Origin of the sequence: Rhodanobacter lindaniclasticus (assembly GCF_004799035.1) — a bacterium.
In the GTDB taxonomy this organism is placed as follows: Bacteria; Pseudomonadota; Gammaproteobacteria; order Xanthomonadales; family Rhodanobacteraceae; genus Rhodanobacter; species Rhodanobacter lindaniclasticus.
The window spans coordinates 186,416-204,846 of record NZ_MWIO01000014.1; the positions used below are offsets into that span (position 1 = coordinate 186,416).

Genomic DNA, 18,431 nt, shown 5'->3' on the forward strand with positions numbered 1-18,431 from the left:
GGGTCAAGCCGGCGGCGCCTGCGACAATCGGCCATCCGGCCCCGTGCGCCGCTGCAGCCAGGCGTAGTAGAGCAGCGGGATCACCAGCAGGGTCAGCGCGGTGGAGACCAGGATGCCGAAGATCAGCGACACCGCCAGGCCCTGGAAGATCGGGTCGTCGATGATGAAGAAGCCGCCGATCATAGCCGCCAGCCCGGTCAACACGATCGGCTTGGCGCGCACCGCCGCGGCCTCGACCACCGCCTCGCGCAGCGGACTGCCGGCGGCCAGCGCGTGGTTGATGAAGTCGATCAGCAGGATCGAGTTGCGCACGATGATGCCGGCCAGCGCGATCATGCCGATCATCGAGGTGGCGGTGTACTGCGCGCCGACCAGCGCATGCCCGGGCATCACGCCGATCACGGTCAGCGGGATCGGCGCCATGATGATCAGCGGCACCACGTAGCTCTTGAACTGGCCGACCACCAGCAGATAGATCAGCAGCAGGCCCGCCGAGTAGGCCAGGCCCATGTCGCGGAACGTCTCGTAGGTGATCTGCCACTCGCCGTCCCACTTCACCGCGGCGTCGGTGGTGTCGGTCGGCTGCGCGATGAAGTGCTGCTGCAGCAGCTGCCCCGCCACCTTGTCGTGGCCGAGCTTGCCGACCAGCGAGAACATGCCGTACAGCGGGCTGTCGGTGCTGCCGGCGTCGTCGCCGGTGACGGTGGCATAGGGCAGCAGGTCCTTGTGCCAGATCGCCTGCTCGCGCTGCGCCGACTGCACGCGGACCACCTCGGACAACGGCACCAGCGCGCCCCCGGCCGCACGCACGCGCAGCGCCAGCAGCTGCTCCATCGACGCCTGGTCGCCCGCGCCCAGGCGCAGGCGGATCGGCACCGCGTACTTCGCCTGGCCGTCCATCAGCCAGGTGGCATCGTCGCCGGACAAGGCGGTGCGCAGCGCCTGCGCGATGCTCGCCTGATCCAGCCCCAGTCGCGCCGCGCGGGCGCGATCGACCACCAGCACGTCGCGCGGCGCATCCGCTTCCACGCTGGTGTCGACGTCGACGATGTCCGGGTTGGCCCTGAAATCCTGTTCCAGCCCCAGCGCCACCTTGCGCACGGTGGCGTAGTCCGGGCCGTAGACCTCGGCCACGATCGGCGCCAGCACCGGCGGCCCCGGCGGCACCTCGACCACCTTCACCGAGGCGCCGTAGCGCGCGCCGATCTGCGCCAGCGCCGGGCGCACCGCCAGCGCGATGGCGTGGCTCTGCCGCGAGCGCTCGTGCTTGTCGACCAGGTTCACCTGCAGGTCGCCCACGATCGGGCCGCTGCGCAGGTAGTACTGGCGCACCAGTCCGTTGAAGGTGATCGGCGACGCGGTGCCGGCATAGCCCTGCCAGTCCTTCACCTCGGGCAGTTTGGCCACCGCCTGCGCCAGCTCGCCGAGCAGGCGGTTGGTGCGCTCCAGCGTGCTGCCCTCGGGCATGTCCACCACCACCTGGAACTCGGACTTGTTGTCGAACGGCAGCATTTTCAGCACCACCGCCTTGACCACCACCAGGCCCACCGCCCCCAGCACCAGCGCGCCCATCGCGGCGAACAGCAGGTGCCGGTGGCGCGGCGCGCGGGGGCCATCGAGGAAGGGCAGCATCAGGCGACGGAACGTGCGGTGCAGGCGGCTGTCATTCGCACCGTCGGCGTTCCCCGGCGCAGCTTCGGCGTGGCTGTGGTGGCCGAGCAGTTTCAGCGCCAGCCACGGCGTCACCACCAGCGCGACGGCCAGCGACAGCAGCATGCCGGCCGAGGCGTTGATCGGGATCGGCCGCATGTACGGCCCCATCAGGCCGGACACGAAGGCCATCGGCAGCAGCGCGGCGATCACCGTGAAGGTGGCCAGGATGGTCGGCCCGCCGACCTCGCCGACCGCCTCGGGGATCGCCTCGCGCAGCGTGCGACCGCCCAGCGCCATGTGCCGGTGGATGTTCTCCACCACCACGATGGCATCGTCGACCAGGATACCGATGGAGAAGATCAGCGCGAACAGCGAGACGCGGTTGATGGTGAAACCCATTGCCCACGACGCGAACAGGGTCAGCGCCAGGGTGATGATCACCGCGCTGCCGACCACGATCGCCGCGCGCCAGCTCAGCGCCAGCAGCACCAGCAGCACCACCGAGAAGGTGGCGAAGATCAGCTTGTGGATCAGCTTGTTCGCCTTGTCGGTGGCGGTCTGGCCGTAGTCGCGGGTGACCACCACGTGCACGTCGGCGGGAATCGCCACGTTGCGCAGTGCGGCCAGCCGCTCGCGGATCGCGCCGGTGATGTCGGCGGCGTTGGTGCCGGGCTTCTTCGCCACCGCGATGGTCACGGCCGGCGCGTGGCCGGTGGCCGGCCCGGCCTTGCCCGCCGGTGCGCCGAACCAGGCGTAGCTGTCGGGCAGGTCCGCACCCGGGCGGATCGTGGCCACGTCGGAGAGGAATACCGGCTGGCCGTTCTTCAGGCCGATCACCAGTTGCGACACTTCCGCCGCATCGGCGAGGAAACGCCCGGCGGTCACCGGCACGTCGCGGTCGCCGCTCACCCGGTCGCCGGCCTGGGCGACCGTGTTGGCCGCCTTCAGCACGCCGGAGAGGTCACCCGGGGTCATGCCGTAGGCGGCCAGTTTCGCCGCGTCCAGCTGCACCACCACCGCGCGGGTCGGCGCGCCGAGGGTGTAGACGTCGCGCGTGCCGGGCACGCGCTTCAATTCGGTCTCCAGCGTGTGCGCCACCTCGGCCAGTTGCACCGGGCCCTGCGCGGGATCGTCGCTCCACAGCGTCAGCGCCATCACCGGCACGTCGTCGATGCCCATCGGCCGCACCAGCGGCGGACCGACGCCGAGGCCGGGCGGCACGAAGCCCTGGTTCTGGAACACCTGGTTGTACAGCCGCACGATCGCCGTCTGCCGCGGCACGCCGACCTGGAACTCCACCGTCATCACCGCCATGCCGGGCCGGCTCACCGAGTAGACGTGCTTGACGCCCTCGATCTCGGCCAGCTTCTGCTCCAGCGGGAACGCCACCAGGTTTTCCACGTCGCGCACGTCGGCGCCCGGGAACGGCACCATCACGTTGGCCATGGTCACGTCGATCTGCGGCTCTTCCTCGCGCGGCGTGATCATCACCGCGACCAGCCCCAGCAACAGCGCCGCGATCGCCAGGATCGGGGTCAGCGGCGAAGCCTGGAATGCGCGCGCGATGCGGCCGGAAAAGCCGAGCCGTGGCCCGCTCACGGCGCATCCCCGCGCCGCTGCGCGACCAGCCAGCGCGCCGCGGCGGCCGGATCGGTGGCGACGCGCTCGCCGTCGTCCAGCCCGGCCAGCACCTCGACGCGATCGCCGTGGCGATGGCCCAGGCGCAGCTGGCGCAGCGTCACGTCATGCTGACCCAGCACGTAGGCGCCGACCAGCTCGCCGCGCTGCACCAGCGCGCTCGTCGGCAGCAGCAGGCGCTTCGCCTCGCCGCTGGCGAAGGCGACCTTGACCGTCATGCCCGGCACCAGGCCGGCACCGTCGCCGGGCAGTTCCAGCCGCACGCGGAAGCTGTGCGTCTGCGGATCGGCATAGGGGAACACGGTGAGCTTGCCGGCCGCCACGCGGCGGCCGTCGTCGAGCACCACCTCGGCGGCGTGGTAGCGGCGGATCGCAGCGATCGCGCTCTGCGGCACCTGCACGCCGACCCGCAGATCCTGCAGCGACGCCAGCGCGATCAGCGGCTGCGGTGCCGGCGGCCCCGACTGCACCGCCTCGCCCACCTGCACGTAACGGCGGGTGACGATGCCGTCGTACGGCGCGCGCAGCACGGTGTAATCGAGCTGCTGGCCGACCTGGCTGGACTGCGCGCGAGCCGACTGCAGCGCTGCCAGCGCGGCGTCGCGACGGGCGCGCTCGGCGTCGAGCTGCGCCTTGGAGACGAAGCCTTTCCCGAATATCTCGGCGAAGCGCCGGTAGGACGTATCCGCCTCGGTGTACGCCGCCTGCGCCGCGGCGATCTGCGCCTGCGCGGCGTGCCGCGCAGATTTCTGCTCGACGTCGCTGAAACGCACCAGCACGTCGCCCTTGCGCACGGCATCGCCGACGTCATGCGGCAGCTCGACCACCCGCGCGTTGGTCTGCGCCGAGATCACCGCCTCGTGCACCGCCTCGACCACGCCATCCCAGGCCTGCTCGTCGTGCGCCGGTTCGAGGTGCACGGTCAGCGCGGCCAGCGGCGGCGGCGCCGTGGCCGCCGGCGGCGCTGGCGTGCGTCCGCACGCGGCCAGCGCGGCCAGCACGAGTGCGAGCATGGCCGGGCGCAGCGAGCGCGTCATGACGCGCCCGCGCAGCGCCGGGTGTGGCTGCGCGTGGTGCGCCTGGCGGGAGGGTCCGGTTGTACTCATTCGTCACCTGTGCCGGGCCGGATGCGCGCGATGCCCAGCGCCTTCATCACGTACTTTTCGTAGACCGGCGTGGTGTTGCCGGTGCGGATCTTGTGCATGAAGTATTTCTCGAACGCCACCTTGGCCAGATGCACCCACTTGCCCTCCTTCGCCCAGGTCAGGTTGCGCGGCGGGATCTGCGGCAGCGCCACGAACGCCGCGCCGCTGTCGCCCATGTCGGCCAGGCACACCGCGTTCCATGTCGCTTCGGCCGTGGCCGGCCGGTTCTCGATGTCCGCCTTGATGTTCGCGGTCAGGGTGCTGACCATCGACTCGATCATGAAACCGGTCTTGGGCGCGCCGGTGGGCACCGGGGTGGCCTCCACCGGCGGGATCGCCACGCACACGCCGGCGGAGAATACGTTGCGGAAGGTCGGGTTGCGCTGGTGCTTGTCGATCAGCACGAAGCCGCGCGGATTGACCAGGCCCTCGATGCCCCGCACGGCGGCCACGCCGGTGAAGGCGGGGATCACCATCGCATAGCGGAACGCCAGCGCGTGCTGCTCCTGCGGCTGGCCATGCGCGTCGGCTTCGGTGACGTGCATGCTGCCGTCCTCGACCTTGTCGATCCGCGCATTGCAGATCCACTTGATGTGGCGCTGGCGCAACTGGCGCTCCAGCAGCCCGCGCGAATCGCCGATCCCGCCCAGGCCCATGTGGCCGATGTACGGCTCGCTGGTGACGAAGGTCATCGGCACGCGGTCGCGCAGCTTGCGCCGGCGCAGGTCGGTGTCGAGGATCAGCGCGAACTCGTAGGCCGGGCCGAAGCAGCTGGCGCCCTGCGCCGCGCCGACCACCACCGGGCCGGGGTTCTGCAGGAACTGCTGGTACGCCTGCCACGCGGTGGTCGCGTGCGGCGTGGTGCAGACTGATTGCGTGTAGCCGTCGACCGGGCCCAGCCCCGGGATCTCGTCGAACGCCAGCCGCGGGCCGGTGGTGACGACGAGGTAGTCGTATTTCAGTTCGCGGCCGTCGGCCAGCAGCACCAGGTTGTCGGCCGGACGCACCGCGCTGGCCGGCGAATCGATGAAGGCGATGTCGTGCGGGGCCATCGCCGCGGCCGCGTCGAGTTGCACGTCGGCCGGTTGCCGCCAGCCGATGCCGACCCACGGGTTGGATGGGGTGAAGGAGAACAGGCGCCCCTCGCCGACCACGGTGACGCGATGGGCATTGCCCAGCGCGGCCTTGATTTCATAGGCGGCACTGGTGCCGCCCAGGCCCGAACCCAGGATGACGACGTCGCTCATGATGACTAACTCCTGCACTGAGGGTACCGACAGCGTGCGCCGGCGGCACCGCAAGGGATTTGAGCCTGGTCAATTCAAGGGCCGCTTCGCCGGCGCTACGCCGCCTCGGCGATGACGTTCACCAGGGTCTGCTCCACTTCGCGCGCGATTGCCGCCAGGGCGGGATCGCTGGAGAGCATGCCGAGCATCGGTGTCGGCCGGATCATGCCGATCCAGGTCTTGCCCTCCTCGGTATAGACCGACACCCGGCACGGCAACGCCATGTTCAGCCGCAAGTCGTTGGCCAGCACGCGGCCGGCCTGGCGCGGGTTGCACACCTCGAACACCTTGCACTCGTGGCCGAACTCCACGCCCTTGCCGCGCAAGGTGCCGCCCAGGTCGTGCACGTGCAGCACGCCGAAGCCGTGCGCGGCGACGGCGGTGGCAAGGTCGGCCGCGGCCTGCTCGAAGCTCTTGGATGTCTCCACGATGTGATACATGGCGTGGTCTCGCTCGGGTCAGGAAGGAAACGCGCAGCCGGGCTTCAGCCCCAGCTTGCGCAGGATCATCGCCAGCGGGCAGAAGCCGGTGAACGAGGATTGCAGCAGGTTGGCGCCGACGAACACCGACAGCCAGATCCAGCCCGGCGCCACGAAATGCGCCAGCGCGATACCGACCAGCACCACCGTGCCGGCAAAACCCAGAACCATGCGATCGACGTTCATGACGAACTCCTGACGTGGGTGGAACCTTGTGCGCGACCGGCCGGCACAGGCCGGACGGCAGAGTTGAAATTCATATAATCTAAATTAGCTGTAGCTTAATTAGTACTTCGTGGTAAAGTCAAGCCGTGAAGCAGACCGTCGCACCCTCCCCGAGGAATCCGAAGTTGAACATCCCTGCCGATGCGGACCTGGACCTCATGCAATCGCGCGCCGAAGAGGCGTCGCAGCTGCTCAAGACCCTGGGCAACGCGCAACGGCTGCGCATGCTGTGCCTGCTGCTGGACGGCGAGATGTCGGTGGGCCAGATCAACGAGCAGCTGCCCGAGCTCAGCCAGTCGGCGCTGTCCCAGCATCTGGCCCGACTGCGCGACGAGGGCCTGGTCAGTACCCGGCGCGAGGCACAGACGGTGTGGTACGCCCTGCCACCGGGCCCCGCGCACGCCATCATCGCCACGCTGTACGGGATCTACTGCGCAGTCGACGCCGACTCGCGCGGCGCCAGGCGCCGACGTACGCAGCCGGCGCCCGCTCGCACGCGCCGCACCAGCTGACCACCGCCGGTGCCGGCGCGATCCACGCAGGCTTCCGCGACCAGGCCGACGCCCACGCCTTTCCCGGGTTGAACTCCGGCAATGACGAACTGCGCGAGGCGACGCACGCCGAACAGCGCGGGACGCGAGTGAGAGGTGATCACGTTCGGCCGGTTGCTGCTGCCTGGCCCGCGCGTGGCTTCAGCGAACACCCTGGGCGCGACCATAGACCAGCGCGACGCATCGTTGGCCGCTACGACACCTGATACGGCGAGCGGAGCATGCACGTATCGCAAATCGCGTGATTCGCCGGCACTAGCCGCGCACGTCCGGCGGGTCGAACCAGTCCCTGTCGTGCGACAGGAACGTATCGAGGATCTGCGGATCGTGCTTGGTGCCCCGCTCGCTGGCCAGGACGGCCACCGTGGATTCGTGCGACTGTGCGGCATGGTAGGCACGACGATTGCGTATCGCATCGTAGCTGTCCACCGCGGACAGCACTCGCGACGGCAGCGGAATGACTCCTCCGCGCAAGCCATCCGGATAGCCGGCGCCATCGTAGTGCTCGTGATGGTGGCGCACGGCCAGCGCGATCTCGTCACCAAAGAGCAACTCCGGATCCATCCGCATGATGTGCTCACCGTGAAGGCTATGGCCCTTCATGATTTCCCACTCGGCGTCGTTCAGCGCCCCACGCTTGTGCAGGATCGCATCGGGGATGCCGATCTTCCCCACATCGTGAAACCGGGCCGCCACATCCAGAATCAGCCGTTCTTCGTCGGCCAGGCGGATATCCCTCGCGAGCGCCAGGGCCAGCCAACCGACACGCCCGCAGTGGGTCGACGTGTGAATGTCGCGCCGCTCCAGCACAGCGTCCAGCACGGGCTCCACGCGCGAGAACCACGCTTCCATGTATTCGTCGCTCACGATGGCCTCCGCTGCTGTCTCGGTACCACCCCGCCAACGTCACCGCTCGGCGGCACGCGTCCGTCGAAATCTTATCGCGCCACGAATCGACGGGATACACGGCCACCGGGGGGCGGGCATGCGGCCGGAGCGCGCGGCTCCGGTCGAAGTGAGCCCGATCGATACGCTCCGACCAACCGACTTTGATCAACCTGCCCAGATCGCCCCGCCCCGATCGCCCGGAGCCGGCAGCAGGCTGTCGAGCACCAGTGCGGTCATCCGCGACAAGCCCTGCTCGCGCTGCACGGCCGGCATGTGCGTGCCGCGCTGCACATGGTCGCTCACGGTCAGTACCGACACGGCCCGGAAGCCTTCGCGCATGGCCACGCCGTAGAGCCCGGCCGATTCCATCTCGATGCCGTGGATGTGGTGTTGCAGCAGCCGCGCGGCCAGCTCCGGGTCGCCGCCGTGGAAGCAGTCGGTGCTGAACACTCCGCCGATGCGCAGGCCGATCCCTTGCGTCGAAGCGGTGTCGGCGATCGCGCGCATCAGGCCGAAATCGGCGCACGCGGCCAGGTCGTGGCCGCCGAACTGCAGCCGGTTGAAGTTCGAGTCGGTCGATGCCGCCTGCGCCAGCAGCAGGTCGCCCAGCGCGACATCGCCGACGCCGCCGCAGGTGCCCACGCGCACGATCCGGCGCACGCCGAACACGCGCGCCAGCTCGGTGGCATAGATCGCGCAGGACGGAATGCCCATGCCGCTGCCGATCACCGACACGCGCATGCCGCGGTAATGGCCGCTGTAGCCGAGCATGTTGCGGCGGGTGTTGACCTCGACCACGCCATCGAGGAACTCGTGCGCGATGTGCCTTGCGCGCAGCGGGTCGCCCGGCAGCAAGACGGTGTCGGCGATGTCGCCGGGCCGGGCGTCGAGGTGGGGCGTGCTCATGCGGGACTCGTCAGGCGGGAGAAAGGAAACTGCGGCCGGCCGCCAGCGACGGCAGGCCGAGGTGGCTGGCCATGCTCTGGCCGATGTCGGCAAAACTGTCGCGCCGGCCCAGCGCGCGCGGCGCCAACCCCGGCGCGAACGCCAGCACCGGGATGCATTCGCGGGTGTGGTCGCTGCCCGGCCAGGTCGGGTCGCAGCCGTGGTCGGCGCTGATCGCCAGCAGGTCGCCCGGGCGCAGCGCCTGCAGCAGTTCCGGCAGCCGCGCATCCAGCGCCTCGAGCGCGGCGGCGTAGCCGAACACGTCGCGCCGGTGGCCGTACACCATGTCGAAATCGACGAAGTTGGTCGCGATCAGGCTGTTCTCGCCCGCCTGCGTCATGGCGGCCAGCGTGGCATCGAACAGTTCGTCGTGACCGTGGGCCTCGACGCAGCGCGACACGCCGCGATGGGCGAAGATGTCGCCGATCTTGCCGATCGCGACCACTTCGCCTCCGGCGGCCAGCAGCGCGTCGAACAACGTCGGCGCCGGTGGCGGCAGGGCGTAGTCGCGTCGATGCGGGCTGCGACTGAAACCGGATTCGGCCGTGCCGGTGAACGGCCGCGCGATCACCCGGCCGATGTTGTAGTCGGCAAGCAGCCGGCGCGCCAGCTCGCACAGGCGGTACAGGCAGTCGAGACCGAACGCCTGTTCGTGTGCGGCGATCTGGAACACCGAGTCGGCCGAGGTGTAGACGATCGGACTACCGCTGCGCAGATGCTCCGCGCCGAGCCGCTGGATGATCTCGGTGCCGGAGGCATGGCAGTCGCCGAGCACGCCGGGCAGCCCGCCCTGAACCACCAGTTCCTGCAGCAAGGCGGGCGGAAACGCATGCTCCGCCGGCGCAAACACGCCGAACGGTTCGCGCAGCACCACGCCCGTGGTTTCCCAGTGGCCGGATGGCGTGTCCTTGCCGCGGGCCCGTTCCACCGCGTAGCCCCACAGACCCGCGGCTGCGGGCAGCTTCCCGAAGCCTGGCGCGGGCTGCCCATGCGCTGCGGCATGCGCCTGCGGCAGACCCAGCGTGGTGAAGTTCGGCAGGCGCAACGGCCCCCGCGCCGCGGCGGCGCAGGCGGCGGCGACATGACCGAAAGTGTCGGCACCCGCGTCGCCGTAATCCGCGGCATCAGGCGCCGCGCCCACGCCCAGCGAATCGAGTACCAGCCAGATCGCGCGGCTCATGCGATCTGCTCCATCGGCGCGTGCCATTGCCACAGCGGTGCACAAGGCGGGGCTTCCGGCGCGATGCGGAAGGCCTCGCGCACCCGCGCCTCGGCCATGTCCGCCGCCTGCGTCGTGCGCGCATGCACGAACGCCAGCGGCTGGCCCGCATCGACGGGGTCACCCCGCCCGATCACCTCGGCCAGGCCCACGGCATGATCGATGGCCTGGCCCGGATACGTGCGCCCGCCACCCAGATCCACCACCACCTGCCCCAGCGCACGCACGTCGACCGCGGCGACATGACCCGATGCGGGTGCCGTCACCATGCGTCGGATCGGCGCGGTCTCCAGATACGCATCCGGCCGTTCCAGCAGATCGGCCGGACCGCCCAGCGCATGCACCATCCGTGCAAAGCGTTCGGCGGCCGCACCCGAGGACAGCGCCGCCCGCGCGCGGCGCTCGGCATCGAGGCGGTCACGGCCCAAGCCTCCGACCCACAGCAATTCGGCAGCCAGTTCGAGGGTCAGTGCACGCAACCGCGGGTTGTCGCCACGATCGCGCAGCAGGTCGAGCACGGCGCGCAGCTCCAGTGCATTGCCTGCCTCGCGGCCCAGCAGCTGGTCCATGTCGCTGAACACCACGCGCACGTCGATGCCGGTACCGCGCGCCGTCGCCAGCATGCGCGCGGCCAGGTCGCGCGCCGCCGTCATGCCCGGCAACTGCGCGCCGTTGCCGGTCTTGATGTCGAGCACCAGCGCCCGCGCGCCGCCGGCCAGTTTCTTGGACAGGATCGAGGCCACCATCAACTCGGCCACATCCACCGTCGCGGTGACATCGCGCACCGCATACAGCCGGCGATCGGCCGGCACCAGCTCGGCACCCTGGCCGACGATGGCGCAGCCCACCTCCTCGACGACCTCGCGCAAGCGCGCCAAGCCCGGATGGACATCGTAGCCGGCCACGCTTTCCAGCTTGTCCAGGGTGCCGCCGGTATGCCCCAGGCCACGACCGGAAATCATCGGCACGTAGCCGCCGCACGCGGCCAGCAGCGGCGCCAGCAGCAGGCTCACGCCGTCGCCCACGCCGCCGGTGGAATGCTTGTCCAGTACCGGTCCCGGCAAGTGTTCCCAATGCAGCCGCTGGCCGGAGTCGCGCAAGGCCAGGGTGAAACGGCGACACTCTTCCACGCCCATGCCACGCCACGCGACCGCCATCGCGAACGCGCCGATCTGCCCTTCGCTCCACGAGCCGTCACCGATGCCCTGCGCCACCGCATGCAGCTGGTCGCCATCGAGCGGTGTGTCGTCGCGCTTGCAGCGAATCAGGGCGGCGGCAGACAGGCGGTTCATGCGGCGGGCGCGGCCGTGGCGCACAACTCGCCGAACAGCGCGCTGGCACCGATGCGGAAATGCGCCGGGTCGGCCCAGCCGGCGCCCAGCCGCGCCTCGGCCAGATCGAGATAGGTCACCGCGGCCGCCAGCGTGCGAATGCCGCCGGCCGCCTTGAAACCGCAGCGACCGCCGGCCGCAGCGATCGCATCGAGCATCACGGCGGCGGCCTCCGGGGTGGCGTTGACCGGCACCTTGCCGGTCGAGGTCTTGAGGAAGTCCACGCCTTCCTCGATGCCGATCGCGCACGCCGCGTGGATCAGTTCGGGCGTGCCCAGTTCGCCGGTTTCGAGGATCAGTTTCAGCAGCACGCCGTCGGCACAGACGGTGCGGCAGCGCCTGACGACGGCACGCGCGCCCGCGGCATCCCCACCCCGCAGCGCCCGATACGGCAACACCAGGTCGATCTCGTCCGCCCCCGCGGCCAGCGCGCGCCGCGTCTCGCGTTCCACCCGCTGCGGGTCGCTGCCGCCCTCGGGAAAATTCACCACGGTCGCTACCTTGACGGCAGTTCCCTGCAGGCTGCGGCGCACGCTGCCGACGTGTTCCGGATAAATGCACAGCGCGGCCGGCAGGACCGGCGCGGCACGCGCTGACGCGCACAGTGCCTCGATCCGCGCCGGCGTGTCGTCCTCGCCGAGGCTGGTCAGGTCGAGCAGGGACAACAGGCGCGCCGCGAGGGCACGCGGGCTACGGGCGTCGATGGACACGGGCCGCTCCACAAGTCGATTGCCGCGCAGCGTAGGGCGTCCGGGCAACCGCCTTCTTGATCTGTGGCAAGCCGATCCGCGTGTGCAAGGCAGGACGGCAATAGGCCGCAGGTGGCGCCGGTCGGCGCAAGCAAATGCCGGGCGGCGAAGCCGCTGGTGCGGCATGGGCAACCCCACGCCTGAAGGATTCCCTGCGGTCGCCAGCCTCCCCCCGCTGAGCAGGGGGAGCAGCAGAGCGGCCTAAACCCTGGCGAACACCAGCGTGCCGTTGGTGCCGCCGAAGCCGAAGCTGTTGGACATCACCGTGTTCAAGCTTGCCGGTCGGCTTTCGCGCAGGATCGGGAAGCCTTCGGCGCGCGGGTCGAGGTCGCTGATGTGGGCCGAGCCGGCGGCGAAACCTTCCTTGAGCATCAACAGGCTGTAGATCGCCTCGTGCACGCTGGCGGCGCCGAGCGAGTGGCCGGTCAGTGCCTTGGTCGAGGACAGCGGCGGCATCGCGTCGCCGAACACCTGGCGCACGGCATCCAGCTCGACGATGTCGCCCAGCGGCGTGGCGGTGCCGTGGGTGTTGAGGTAATCGACCGGTGCGCTGACGTTGGCCAGCGCCATCTGCATGCAGCGCACCGCGCCTTCGCCCGACGGCGCGACCATCTCGGCGCCGTCGGAGGTGACGCCGTAGCCGACCAGCTCGGCGTGGATGCGCGCACCGCGCGCCCTGGCGTGCTCGTACTCCTCCAGCACCAGCATGCCGCCGCCGCCGGCGATGACGAAGCCGTCGCGGCTGGTGTCGTAGGGGCGCGAGGCGCTGGCCGGGGTGTCGTTGTGGTGGCTGGACAGCGCGCCCATCGCATCGAACTGCGAGGTCATGCCCCAGTGTTCCTCTTCACCGCCGCCGGCGAACACCACGTCCTGTGCGCCGTGACGGATCAGGTCGGCGGCCGCGCCGATGCAGTGCGCCGAGGTGGCGCAGGCGGCGGAGATGGAATAGCTCAGGCCCAGGATGCCGAAGGTGGTGGCCAGCGTGGCCGACACCGTCGAGCACATCGTGCGCGGCACCATGTACGGGCCGATCTTGCGCACGCCCTTGTTGCGCAGCAGGTCGCCGGTCTCGATCTGCCAGCGCGGCGAACCGCCGCCGGAACCGGCGATCGCGCCGATGCGCGGGTTGCGCACCTGCTCCGCGTCCAGCCCGGCATCGGCGATCGCCGAGCGCATCGACACGTACGCATACGCCGCCGCGTCACCCATGAAGCGCTTCAGCTTGCGGTCGATCACGGCCTCCAGGTCGATGGTCGGCACGCCGGCGACATGGCTGCGCAAGCCCAGCTCGGCATACTCGGGCATCGCGCGGATGCCGCTGCGGCCATCGCGCAGAGCACCGGTTACGGTGTCCAGATCATTGCCAAGGCAGGACACGATGCCCATGCCCGTCACGACGACGCGACGCATCTCAAAAACCCTCGGTGGACTGGAACAGGCCTACGCGCATGTCGCTGGCCTCGTAGATCAGGCGGTCGTCGACGAAGGTCTTGCCGTCGGCGATCACCAGCCGCAGCTTGCCGCGCATCACGCGGCGGATGTCGATCTCGTAGCGCACCAGTTTGGCCGTCGGCATCACCTGGCCGGAGAACTTCACGTTGCCCACGCCGAGCGCGCGGCCGCGGCCGGGCTCGCCCAGCCACGGCAGGAAGAAACCGCTGAGCTGCCACATCGCGTCCAGGCCCAGGCAACCGGGCATCACCGGGTCGCCGATGAAGTGGCAACCGAAAAACCAAAGGTCCGGATGGATGTCCATTTCGGCGCGGATGCAGCCCTTGCCGTGGCTGCCGCCCTCCTCGGAAATGTGCGTGATGCGATCGAACATCAGCATCGGCGGCGACGGCAGCCGCGCGTTGTCGTCGCCGAACAGTTCGCCGCGCCCGCAGGCGCGCAATTGCTCGTAGTCGAAAGAGGAAGGACGTGTCATGAAATGCTCGCGGGTGGGGGGATGCCAAGTGTGCCAGTTGGGCGCCGTCCTGTCTTGACGTGCGACACCTGCGACGGCCGTACGCCGGCGCATCGTGGGCCTTCGCGACGGCGGCCGGACGCATCAGGAGGGACAGCCGCGATCTTCGCGCCAGTGGGCGCCGAGCGAGCGTCGACGCAAGCGCATCGCGCGCAGCAGCGCCTTGGCCAGGCGTGCCTGCCAACCGGAGTCGGCCCGCGCCGCGCAGACCCGCCAGGCATCGCGCAGCGCGCCCGCTTCGCGCCGCGGACCGGCCGCGTGCCACAGCAGCGCACGCAAGCCGGCAAGTTCGGCCAGCGGCAGGCTGGCGCCGCGTTCGATCACGCGCAGCGGGCCGACGCCGACGTCAGCGGCGACCGCGGTGCGCAAGCCGTGACCCAGCCGCTGTCCGCACAGCACGCCTTCGAGCAGCGAATTGCTGGCCAGCCGGTTGGCGCCGTGCACGCCATTGCAAGCCACCTCGCCCACCGCGTAAAGGCCCGGCACGCTGGTGCGTCCGTCCGCATCGGTGGCCAGGCCGCCCATGTGGAAGTGCGCCGCCGGGGTCACCGGCAACGCCTGCCGGCGCGGATCGAAACCATGCGCCAGGCACGCGGCCAGCACGGTGGGAAAACGCTGTTCCCAATCGCCCTGCACCGCCGTCGCATCGAGCCAGGCGCGGCCGCCGGCGGCCTGCACCGCGGCCACGCGCCGCGACACCACGTCGCGCGGCGCCAGGTCGCCGAGCGGATGCACGCCGGCCATCAACGCGTTGCCCGCGTCGTCGTGCAATCGCGCGCCAGCGCCACGCAGCGCCTCGGTGAGCAGCGGCAGGCAGTGGCCGGGCACGTCGAGCGCGGTGGGATGGAATTGCACGAACTCCAGGTCGCGCGCTGCCGCACCGGCAGCCAGGCCGAGCGCGAGGCCCGCACCATCGGCACCCGGCGGATTGCTGGTGCGCGCGTACAAGGCGCCGATGCCGCCGGTGGCCAGCACCACCGCCGCCGCCTCGACCTGTTCATGCCGGCCGCGCTCATCGCGCGTGCGCACGCCGACCACGCGACCGCCGCGCCACAGCAGGCCATCGACATCGACGCCGCCGCGCCACTGCACGTGGCTGGCCGCCTGCGCCTGCTCGCGCAAGGCGCAGAACACCGCCGCGCCAGTGGCATCGCCGCCGGCGTGCACGATGCGGGCGGTGGCATGACCGCCTTCGCGACCCAGTTGCAGCGCGCCATCCGCAGCCCGATCGAACGCCACGCCGTGCGCCTGCAGCCAGTCGATCGCCGCCGGTGCCGCGGCGGTCAGCCACGCCACCATCGCCGCCTCGTTGTGCTGCGCGCCGGCGACGAGCGTGTCGGCGGCGTGGGCGGCGACGCTGTCATGCGGATCGAGCGCCGCGGCGATGCCGCCCTGGGCCAGCGCCGTGGCGCTGCCGCAACCGTCGCGGGCGCGGCACAGCAGGCGCACCGGGGCGGGCGCCGCGGCCAGCGCCGTCGCCAGCCCGGCCACGCCGCCACCCACCACCACGATCGGCAGGTGCGCGCGCCTCACACGCGTTCGCGCCGCCCGACGGCGAGCATGCGTTCCAGTGCCGCGCGGGCACGCGCACCGACGTCCGCGGGGATCTCGATCGCGTGGCGCAGGTCGCGCAGGCTGGCGTAGATGTTCTGCAAGGTGATCCGCTGCATGTGCGGACACAGGTTGCACGGCTTGATGAACTCGGTCTGCGGGAACTGCGACTTGAGGTTGTCGGCCATCGAGCACTCGGTGACCATCGCCACCCGGGCCGGCTTCTCGCGCGCCAGCCACTTGCCCATGGCGGTGGTGGAGCCGACGAAGTCGGCCTCGGCCAGCACTTCGGGCGAGCACTCCGGATGCGCCACCACCTTGGTGCCGAACTGCTCGCGCACGTGCCGCACTTCCTGCGCGGTGAAGCGCTCGTGCACTTCGCAGCGGCCGTGCCACAGGACGATTTCCACCTGCGTCTGCTTGGCGATGTGGCGACCGAGGAACTCGTCGGGCAGGAAGATCACCTTCGGCGCGCCCATCGCCTCCACCACCTGCACCGCGTTCGCCGAGGTGCAGATCGCGTCGGATTCCGCCTTCACCGCGGCCGAGGTGTTGGCGTAGCTGACCACCGGCACGCCGGGGTGCTGCGCGCGCAATGCACGCACGTCGGCGGCGGTGATCGAGGAGGCCAGCGAGCAGCCGGCCTCGAGGTCGGGCAGCAGCACGGTCTTGTGCGGCGCCAGGATCTTCGCGGTCTCGGCCATGAAGTGCACGCCGCACAGCACGATCAGCTCGGCATCGCACTCCGCCGCGGCCTGCGCCAGGCCCAGCGAGTCGCCGGTGATGTCGGCCACGCCGTGGAAGATCTCCGGCGACTGGTAGCTGTGCGCCATGATCACCGCGCCGCGCTGCTTCTTCAGCTTGTTGATCGCGTCGATCCACGGCAGGTGCAGCGGAATCTCCAGGCACGGCACCAGCGGTTCGAGCCGCTCGGCGAGCGCGGCATATTCGTGTTCGAGTTCGTCGCGCCAGACAGGCACGGGGACGGCAGCGAGGTCGTGCATGGCGATCCGCAGTGGATGATGGTCGAGGTATCCGGGGTGCAGCGTGCCGGTTCAGTCCACCCGGCAATCCGCGTCGAGGCGCGACATGCACCGCGATGGCGGCGGCCGCAGGCGCGGGAGAACGGAGCGATGCAATGAAAGGCCTGGCATGATGGCGCGCATCATCGCCGGCAAGCGCGCGGGCGCGCCTTGATCGAGGTCAACCGCAACCGATGCGCCACGCCGATGGCGCCGGAGCCGCCCTGCTCACGGGCGCTGCGGCAGCGTTGCCACGAAGGCCTCGGCGCGCCGGCGCACGCCGCGCAACGCCGACCATGTGCCCAGCCACGCGCACGCCAGCGCCACGCCTGCCGCACGCGCCAGCCACGGCGACGGCCACAGCACCGCGGCCGGCAACAGCAGCAGCGGCCATTGCGCCAGCAGCACGCCGAGCTTGTCGCCGTCGGGCAGCAGCCGCTGCACGCCGGGCAACTGCAGGCCGCGACCGCAGCGTCGGTGCAGCTCGATCCAGCCGATGAACGGAACGATCTCCAGCGCCATGCCGGTGAGCAGCAAGGGCAACGCGATGCCCAGCCCCAGCGCCGCCGCCAGCACCGCGCCACGCGCGCCGCCGGCCAGCAGCACCGCCGCCAGCACCAGCACGATCTGGCCGCCGCGCCAACTCCACAGCAACGGTCCGCGACGCACGCGTGGCGAGCGCCACTGCAGCCACAGGGCGGCACCGGCAAACAGCGTGACGTGCACCACCACGGTGGCCAGCAGCCAGCGGCCATCGTCGCCGGCCCAGCGCCACCATGCCGCGGCCGGCAGCATCAGCAGCACGCTGGCCAGCCACAGGGTCTGCGCCCGTGCCGGCATGGCTGCCGTGCCCTGGAACATCGGCATCACGATCCGCGCCACGCTGGCCAGCAGCAGCACGATCCAGCCCAGCACGCCCCAACTGGCGTGCACGTCCACCAGCGCCATCATCGACGGCGTGGCGCCGTCGACCAGCGCCAGCGCCAGCAGCGCGCCGAGCAGCGCGGTCAGCACGCCGAAGCCGATCGCCGCACCGATGCCCGCGCGCAGCAGCCGCTGGCCCGCGGCGGCGCACAGGCCGGGCACGGTCATCGCGGCCAGCACCACGAACGCCAGCGGCAACAGCACGGCGCCGCCGCGCAGCGCGCCACGCCAGCCCTCATGCAGGCCGGCCACCAGCAGCAGCACGCCGAGGTTGAACACGGCGTGCAGTGGCCGCCCCAGCCGCGCGCCGCCGCGTACCCGCACGCCGGCGGCAGCGGGCAGGAATTGCAGCACGCTGCCGAACATCACGTTGCCGAACACGCCCAGGGTGAATACGTGCACCAGCGCCAGCGTGGCCGGCTGCCAGCGCGTGCGCAGCGCCAGGTCGCCGTCGAGGATCAGCAGCACGCCGGCGAGCACGCCCCACAACGGCGCAGTCAGCAGGAAACGCCGCGGCAACGACGCCGGCGGCGCCTGCTCAAGCGCCAGTCGGGCCATCGTCGTCCGGGCGATGGACCCGCACGCGCGCGCTGCCGGCGGGCAGCATTTCCGCGCGGACGTGCAGCCGGCGACCGGCCAGCAGGTCGAGCAGCGGCGTCGGCAGCAGCGGCGTAAGCAGCTCGACCGTCTGCCCCGGCTGCAGCGCATCGGCCGCCTCCAGCGCACGCATCATCGGCTCCGGCGCCGGCAGCGCGCGCAGGTCCATCGAGACGATGGCGTCGTCGTCGGTGACGTGGTCGTCGTGGGGTGGCAGTGGGGAGGCAGGCATGCGGCCATCTCAACGCAGCGGCGGCGCGGG

17 protein-coding genes are annotated in these 18,431 nt (G+C 70.7%); 1 reads left to right on the forward strand and 16 read right to left on the reverse strand.

Annotated elements, in window-relative coordinates; genetic code table 11:
* Positions 1-3: 3 nt before the first annotated feature.
* From B1991_RS05230 to B1991_RS05250, 5 genes are all read right to left on the reverse strand, one after another.
* Entirely contained in the window at positions 4-3,252 is a 3,249-nt protein-coding gene (locus B1991_RS05230; RefSeq protein ID WP_136257648.1) for an efflux RND transporter permease subunit, read from the reverse strand.
* On the reverse strand, positions 3,249-4,397 hold the full coding sequence (locus B1991_RS05235; RefSeq protein ID WP_342773762.1) for an efflux RND transporter periplasmic adaptor subunit: 1,149 nt from the start codon (positions 4,395-4,397) through the stop codon (positions 3,249-3,251). The genes B1991_RS05230 and B1991_RS05235 overlap by 4 nt, the downstream gene beginning before the upstream one ends.
* Complete coding sequence (locus B1991_RS05240) at positions 4,394-5,683, reverse strand: NAD(P)/FAD-dependent oxidoreductase (RefSeq protein ID WP_136257649.1); 1,290 nt, start codon at positions 5,681-5,683, stop codon at positions 4,394-4,396. The genes B1991_RS05235 and B1991_RS05240 overlap by 4 nt, the downstream gene beginning before the upstream one ends.
* Before the next feature lie 95 nt (positions 5,684-5,778).
* On the reverse strand, positions 5,779-6,162 hold the full coding sequence (locus B1991_RS05245; protein WP_136257650.1) for a DUF302 domain-containing protein: 384 nt from the start codon (positions 6,160-6,162) through the stop codon (positions 5,779-5,781).
* Positions 6,163-6,180: 18 nt separating this feature from the next.
* Positions 6,181-6,387 carry a YgaP family membrane protein gene (locus B1991_RS05250; RefSeq protein ID WP_136257651.1) on the reverse strand — a complete coding sequence of 69 codons (207 nt, stop codon included), beginning with the start codon at positions 6,385-6,387 and terminating at the stop codon, positions 6,181-6,183.
* 197 nt (positions 6,388-6,584) lie between these two features.
* On the opposite strand from B1991_RS05250, the gene B1991_RS05255 reads away from it, so the two are divergent.
* Positions 6,585-6,938, forward strand: a complete 354-nt coding sequence (locus B1991_RS05255; RefSeq protein WP_210772092.1) for an ArsR/SmtB family transcription factor — start codon at positions 6,585-6,587, stop codon at positions 6,936-6,938.
* 294 nt (positions 6,939-7,232) lie between these two features.
* Here the strand turns inward: B1991_RS05255 and B1991_RS05260 are convergent, their stop codons facing one another.
* From B1991_RS05260 to B1991_RS05310, 11 genes are all read right to left on the reverse strand, one after another.
* Positions 7,233-7,844 (reverse strand): HD-GYP domain-containing protein, encoded by a 612-nt coding sequence (locus B1991_RS05260; RefSeq protein ID WP_136257653.1) that lies wholly within the window; start codon positions 7,842-7,844, stop codon positions 7,233-7,235.
* A gap of 186 nt (positions 7,845-8,030) precedes the next feature.
* Complete coding sequence (deoD, locus tag B1991_RS05265; RefSeq protein ID WP_136257654.1) at positions 8,031-8,771, reverse strand: purine-nucleoside phosphorylase; 741 nt, start codon at positions 8,769-8,771, stop codon at positions 8,031-8,033.
* 10 nt (positions 8,772-8,781) lie between these two features.
* On the reverse strand, positions 8,782-9,990 hold the full coding sequence (locus B1991_RS05270; RefSeq protein WP_136257655.1) for a phosphopentomutase: 1,209 nt from the start codon (positions 9,988-9,990) through the stop codon (positions 8,782-8,784).
* Complete coding sequence (locus tag B1991_RS05275; protein WP_136257656.1) at positions 9,987-11,321, reverse strand: thymidine phosphorylase; 1,335 nt, start codon at positions 11,319-11,321, stop codon at positions 9,987-9,989. Before B1991_RS05275 ends, B1991_RS05270 begins: the two co-directional genes overlap by 4 nt.
* Positions 11,318-12,070, reverse strand: a complete 753-nt coding sequence (gene deoC, locus B1991_RS05280) for a deoxyribose-phosphate aldolase (protein ID WP_136257657.1) — start codon at positions 12,068-12,070, stop codon at positions 11,318-11,320. Before deoC ends, B1991_RS05275 begins: the two co-directional genes overlap by 4 nt.
* A 240-nt stretch (positions 12,071-12,310) precedes the next feature.
* Complete coding sequence (gene fabB, locus B1991_RS05285) at positions 12,311-13,519, reverse strand: beta-ketoacyl-ACP synthase I (RefSeq protein ID WP_136257658.1); 1,209 nt, start codon at positions 13,517-13,519, stop codon at positions 12,311-12,313.
* 1 nt (position 13,520) lies between these two features.
* Positions 13,521-14,036 (reverse strand): 3-hydroxyacyl-[acyl-carrier-protein] dehydratase FabA, encoded by a 516-nt coding sequence (gene fabA, locus B1991_RS05290; RefSeq protein WP_136257659.1) that lies wholly within the window; start codon positions 14,034-14,036, stop codon positions 13,521-13,523.
* 123 nt (positions 14,037-14,159) lie between these two features.
* Positions 14,160-15,608, reverse strand: coding sequence for an L-aspartate oxidase (locus B1991_RS05295; RefSeq protein ID WP_136257660.1), 1,449 nt, complete (start codon positions 15,606-15,608; stop codon positions 14,160-14,162).
* A complete protein-coding gene (nadA, locus tag B1991_RS05300) occupies positions 15,605-16,630 on the reverse strand; it encodes a quinolinate synthase NadA (RefSeq protein ID WP_136257661.1) in 1,026 nt (341 codons plus the stop codon). The genes B1991_RS05295 and nadA overlap by 4 nt, the downstream gene beginning before the upstream one ends.
* Positions 16,631-16,876: 246 nt before the next feature.
* Entirely contained in the window at positions 16,877-18,130 is a 1,254-nt protein-coding gene (locus B1991_RS05305; protein ID WP_136257662.1) for a hypothetical protein, read from the reverse strand.
* A complete protein-coding gene (locus B1991_RS05310; RefSeq protein WP_136257663.1) occupies positions 18,111-18,401 on the reverse strand; it encodes a DUF2249 domain-containing protein in 291 nt (96 codons plus the stop codon). The genes B1991_RS05305 and B1991_RS05310 overlap by 20 nt, the downstream gene beginning before the upstream one ends.
* Positions 18,402-18,431 lie beyond the last annotated feature (30 nt).